Annotated in this window: 4 protein-coding genes and 1 tRNA gene; 1 reads left to right on the forward strand and 4 read right to left on the reverse strand. The window is 39.9% G+C overall.

The annotated features are described in order from the left end of the window. Positions 1-57: 57 nt before the first annotated feature. The 3 genes from A9Y75_RS25600 to A9Y75_RS25610 all read right to left on the reverse strand — a co-directional run bounded on the left by A9Y75_RS25600 (position 58) and on the right by A9Y75_RS25610 (position 3,518). Positions 58-2,232, reverse strand: coding sequence for an ATP-binding domain-containing protein (locus A9Y75_RS25600; RefSeq protein WP_071192691.1), 2,175 nt, complete (start codon positions 2,230-2,232; stop codon positions 58-60). Between the two features lie 214 nt (positions 2,233-2,446). After that, positions 2,447-2,531, reverse strand: a tRNA-Ser gene (locus tag A9Y75_RS25605). 57 nt (positions 2,532-2,588) lie between these two features. After that, on the reverse strand, positions 2,589-3,518 hold the full coding sequence (locus A9Y75_RS25610) for a TIGR04168 family protein (RefSeq protein WP_071192693.1): 930 nt from the start codon (positions 3,516-3,518) through the stop codon (positions 2,589-2,591). Between the two features lie 151 nt (positions 3,519-3,669). Between A9Y75_RS25610 and nadA the strand changes: the two genes are divergently transcribed. After that, positions 3,670-4,635 (forward strand): quinolinate synthase NadA, encoded by a 966-nt coding sequence (nadA, locus tag A9Y75_RS25615; RefSeq protein WP_071192695.1) that lies wholly within the window; start codon positions 3,670-3,672, stop codon positions 4,633-4,635. Positions 4,636-4,698: 63 nt separating this feature from the next. On the opposite strand, the gene A9Y75_RS25620 is transcribed toward nadA, so the two are convergent. After that, positions 4,699-5,616, reverse strand: coding sequence for a hypothetical protein (locus A9Y75_RS25620; protein ID WP_143046513.1), 918 nt, complete (start codon positions 5,614-5,616; stop codon positions 4,699-4,701). Between the last annotated feature and the right edge of the window lie 253 nt (positions 5,617-5,869).

The raw sequence follows: 5,869 nt of genomic DNA on the forward strand, positions 1-5,869 counted from the left end.
CGACTTTAGCTTTTAGACAGGGAATTTATTCTCTGTCCTCTTCTGACTTCTGAAATATTAATCATTATCCCCAATATCCCGCTTAGGTGGACGTTTATAGGTAAAAGTAAAACTCTCCCCACTAGCAATCACCTTTCGCATTTCATCATACATAGGATAACTACCAACACCACTGAGATTCGCCCAACCCCGCGCCCTCGTTAAAGCCACAAATAACTGGTTACGGAAATTAACATCACTTTCATTCCGCGCCACATTATCAAAACCCACCACATAAACCATATCCGCTTCGTGTCCCTTAGCGCGAGTGATACGCGAGATAGTTACCCCACCTTCACACCAAAATTTATCAGGATCATTCTGAGGATATTGGGGAACTAAATCATTTAATTTTAAAGCAGTAGGAATATAAACATCAATGTCGGATTCCATTAAGTAACTAGCAACATAGGTTTCTAATTCCATTGCTTCATAAGTTGAACCTAAAACCAATACCAAAATATCCCGACTGGGGTTAAGTCCGTCATGGACAATATTGTACATTATTTTCTCAGATAAAGCTGTCATTTCCGCTTCACGAGAACTATAAGTTTCAAATTCTAAAACAGGTTTTCCCCAAAGTTCAGGAATGGGATTTGGTGAAAATTGCGGTTGTCTTTCTACTGTTATTGGTTTACCAACTCGGCGAAAATCACCTTTAACTTCATAACCTATTCTTTGCCAATCTTCCTTATTTGTAATTCCTGTTAACATCCCTTCTGGACGTAACAAACCCATACCAATAGCATGAGCAGATGTGAGAATTGGTCCAGGAGTCCGGTAACAACGTTTCATGACTTCGGAACGTTTGATTCCTCCAGGATATTGAGGTTGTTTACTTAATAAGTTACTGAATTGTTCACCAAATATTTCCTTGGCTTTCGGTACTACTAAATTATCCAAACTTTGCGCTTCATCATAAGCCCAAATCAAGCGTCTTTCTTCTGGCTTGTCTTCATTTACAGGTCGTAAAGATTGATAAGCTAACCAATAAATAGCTTGTTTATCCTCATATTTCAAATCATCTTCAGCGACTAAATCTTGACCTTCATCGATGAGAATAGCATCAAACATCGGTTCAATAGTAATTTCTTCCAATAACCGTTTACTTAAATCTATTAAACCTCGATTTGGCTGTTTTTCATTAGTGTTCTGAACAGTTCCAGGTCTTTTACCATGATATTCGCAAATAGTTCTATATAAACCTGGTTGTTCTCTTGCTCCCCAAGCATGAAATACTTGTAATTGAAAGTTAGTTTTTGGATCATAGTGCATTTCACCACAACTAAAACGCTTTATCCATTGATCAAGTAAACCAATCATTAAATCATAGAGAGAACGAGTAAAAAATACTAAAGCAATATCCCAGTCTGGATGCTTGAGGTGCATATGTGCGGCTTTTTGACATAGCAATACGGTTTTTCCAGAACCTGCAATACCGCGAATACGTTGGGGTCCAGGAGGAATTTCTTTACCGATATGTTCTTGTTGTAAGTCTATTTCATATAGCTTTTCTCGTAAACTATCAATGATGCTAGAACGGCTTTTTCCTGTGGTAGCAACTTTGTCCCGGGGTGGTTTACGCAGTATAGGTGTTCCCCCAACAACTGAGAGCAATAATTCCCAGTCTTTATCTTCTAATTCTGCTCCGGGAATGACAATATTCGCTTGTTGAATGCGTTCTAATAAACCAACTTTTCCTAATTGGTCTTGAAATATAATTGGTGGACAATCAGGTGATTTATCAAAGCCTTTTTGTTGCCATTGTTCTGCGGTAATTTGCGGTAATGCAACTATAGTTCTACCATTAACTTTACGCCAAAGTGCTGTTTCTCTATCACTATAGGATATTAAGGCTCGCAGTTGGTGTTCTGCTTGTTGATAGGGATTTGTTTCTGCAATATCACTGTTTTCTAATTGCCATTTTTGACCATTAATAGCAGCAATTTGGTCAATGTTGATGGATTTGACTGCAATTATAACTACACCAAATTCTCTATCAACTATTAAAATATCCGGTTCTTTTCTAATTTCTCCCACTTTCGAGAAAATAGGATAACGCCAATATCCAATGCAGTTTCTATCAGCAAAAGCACTGCGAATAGCATCCCACATTTTCTGCTCTCCGTCTTGATTCTTTATAGCTTCGGTTGTGATAAATTTACTACCCTGTTCTTCTATGCCTACAGCCATTTTCTTTATGTGCCTAAAATGGTTAATGCTGCCAAGGTAACATTGCTGATGGGTAGTGAACCAGTGAGAATATACTGATGTGAGATTATTGAATAGGGCTAGAATACTTGAGTATGTTTGCGTAAGTAGTGGCGCTCACAGCAGAATTCATATTTTCAGATCATACTCTTGCGCTCTTCTGGAGCGACACTGCGTGATATAAAATTCTATTCAACGGAGAAGGGGAGATTCGAACTCCCGGAAGCTTTCACTTCATCTGATTTCAAGTCAGACGCAATCGACCACTCTGCCACCTCTCCAATTTATTTGTCAGATTGTGGAACACAAAAACTGACAAATAACATCATAACATATAATTACAGAATTGGCACTACTGAAGCTGAAGAATTATAAAAAATTTCCTCAGCAGCCACCTGGAAGTCTTTGCCCACCCAAACTAGAGAAGCTTTTGTTACCACACCATTCTCTAAAGAAACCAGAGAAAAATTCCGTAACTTTATACCGTCTTCCTCAATAATTCGGGGTACAGTAGCGGCATTTAAGTAAATTGTTCCCTCTGGACTTCTAAACACAGCCTTTCTTTGCAGCTTCTTAGTATGGCGCAGAGTGCGGTGCATATGACCAAAAGCGACTAGAGAAACAGTTTTCTTCATGTTGAGACTTTGAGAAATCGCTTCCGCTAAATCAGGATCACCAAAATCACCACCTATAGGATGCCAATCTTTACCACAAGGGTCTTCAGGGCGATCGCCTAAACCACTCGGTCCATTGTGTCCTAGAAAAATAATATTGTCATAAGTAACACTTTTTACTACTTTGACTATTTTATCTGCGGACTCTTCCAGACTAGAGACACCATAACGTTCTTGACAGATTTCCGCAAATCTCCACTCCGGTCCACCCCAGGTAAAAGGACGACCACCCACCACAGTTAAATTCCAATGGGGAAAATCCAACTTACCATAACCGACTTGGGACACTCCCAATAAATCTAGTTGTTCCTGTACCCAGTCTTCCTTGGTGCGGTCATAAGGACATTTTTTGCGTCCCCATTCAGTGGCTGAGTACCAGGCATCGTGATTGCCCATTACCGCTGCTTTGGGAAGATCCAGGGAAGCGATCGCTTTTACCACTTCCACTGACTCATTCCCGAAATCTCCGACAAATAACACTAAGTCAACACCAAGCTGCTTGAGTGCTATACCGTCTTCTACTTCCCATTGGTCGTGAACATCGCCAATTACAGCAATTTTGACAGGTTTTGATTGAGTTTTCTGACTGGTCATGCCACTTTAAAAAGCCGTATATCTCCAGCATATGAAACTCCACTCGATTTGGGCATAAATTGCCAACATCAACCGTCCACTATTTTTGGTAAAAACTACTATAATTAAATGCACAAGGTAATCTTATTGTACAATAAAGCAGTTTTTAATTGTGTTTACAACTACACTTAGTCAACCAAAATCAGGGGCGTTACCATTAGATTTATTTGCTGCCATTGAGGATCTGAAAACAGAACTCAACGCAGTGATATTAGCGCACTACTATCAAGACCCTGATATTCAAGATATTGCCGACTTTATTGGCGATTCTTTACAATTAGCCAAAGCCGCAGCAAATACCAATGCAGATGTAATTGTGTTTGCTGGTGTTCACTTCATGTCCGAAACAGCGAAAATCCTTAATCCTGATAAATTGGTACTGCTACCAGATTTAAATGCTGGTTGCTCTTTAGCTGACAGTTGTCCCCCAGAAGAGTTTGCCGCTTTCAAAGCCGCACACCCAGACCATTTGGTAATTTCCTATATTAACTGCTCTGCCGAAATTAAGGCCATGAGCGATATCATCTGCACTAGTTCCAATGCTGTTAAAATCGTACAGCAAATACCCAAAGAACAGCCGATTATTTTCGCTCCAGATCGCAACTTGGGAAGGTATGTAATGGAACAAACAGGACGGGAAATGCTGTTATGGCAAGGTAGCTGTATTGTCCATGAGACTTTTTCCGAAAAGAAAATAGTTCAGTTAAAAATTACACATCCACAAGCGGAAGCGATCGCACACCCAGAATGTGAAACCAGCGTTTTGCGTCATGCCAGCTTTATTGGCTCTACAGCCGCCTTACTCAATTATTGTCAGAAAAGTCCTACACAGGAGTTTATCGTGGCTACAGAGCCAGGAATCATCCACCAGATGCAAAAACTAGCACCTGATAAACATTTTATTCCCGCGCCCCCACAGAATAATTGCGATTGTAACGAATGTCCGTTTATGCGGTTAAATACCTTAGAAAAGCTGTATTTAGCCATGAAAAATCGCACCCCCGAAATCACCATGTCAGAGGATATACGCCTTGCTGCACTGCGTCCAATGCAACGGATGTTAGAGATGAGTGTTTAGGTAGAATGTCATAGATTGTAGAGACTTTTCAGGAACAGTCTCTACATAGATTTTAGATGATGTTTAATTTCCCGCAGGAGTTGACTTAATCTTCTCCACTTCTTTCTGCGCTGCCTCACTATATTCCCTGTATAACTTAGTCCGAATTTTTGCCTCTTGATAGCGGCTATGATTAGGGGGAACCTTACCCATTAAATCAGAAGCCCGTTGCCATGTAGCAGCTAATTCCAACCACTGAGTTGAAGTTGTAGCTGTTTTACCAGAAGCAGAAGCTTGGTTGGCAAATCTCACAGCATCTGCAAATGCGTCATCTGATGAATTAATAGATGGTTGAGAAAGGCTTTTGTTAACAGTACGGGATGAGACTTGTGATTTAATCTCGTTTGCGGTTTTTAAAGATGGCGAAAAGTCTAGCGGGATGAAATTCTTGATTGTATTTCCTAAACCAGAATTCACGAGCCAAGCCAGCAAAAGCATTGTGCATAAACCAGCCGCGCCTATTATCCCCTTATTTGCTGAATGTTTGTGCTTATATTTGTTAGTTAGTAAAGATTGAGCTTGAGGTAAAATCTGTTTTCCTGATTCAGCATAGGCTCCTGTAAAATCTTGAATTAGTTGTTTGACAAAGCCAGGCGGAGATAGTGTAATTTCCTGTGACCAAAGTAATTGATTTTCCCGACCACGGTTAATTTCTTCTAGCCACAATAATTGCTCTTCCCTAACAATGCGACTGTTAATATTGACTTTACGAATGTTACGTGGTGCAGTTGAATCAAGAATTTGCTGAATTTGCTGTACCAGAAGAGATTGCTCAAGTTGTTCTACCGTAGCAGCCTCACACAAAAGTTGTAATACACCATCAGCAAAAATAGCTCTAGTTCTGACACCAGACATAACTAGCTTTTCGTTCAATAGTTGAATAATCGCAGCAACGCTACCCTGATGAGCTTGCCAAGCGATATCGTTTATTCGATCTACCATTTGTAATTTAGTGATAGCTCTTACACCCTGACCTGTTAACTGACTCATGAATTTAGGACTCTGTTTTTACAAACTTCACCTAGTCTAAAATTGTATGAGTAAATAGATAAGGTTGCCAAACAAAATTATTAAGACCCTGGTATCATATCCTGATCATGCCCACTTCATTGAGTGTGTTGAGAATAGCTTAGACATACAAGGACTTTTCCTCATTTCGTAGGTAGTCAGAGAAGAGAAAAAACAAAACCCCCCG

This window comes from Trichormus sp. NMC-1, from assembly GCF_001858025.1.
Taxonomy (GTDB): Bacteria; Cyanobacteriota; Cyanobacteriia; order Cyanobacteriales; family Nostocaceae; genus Anabaena.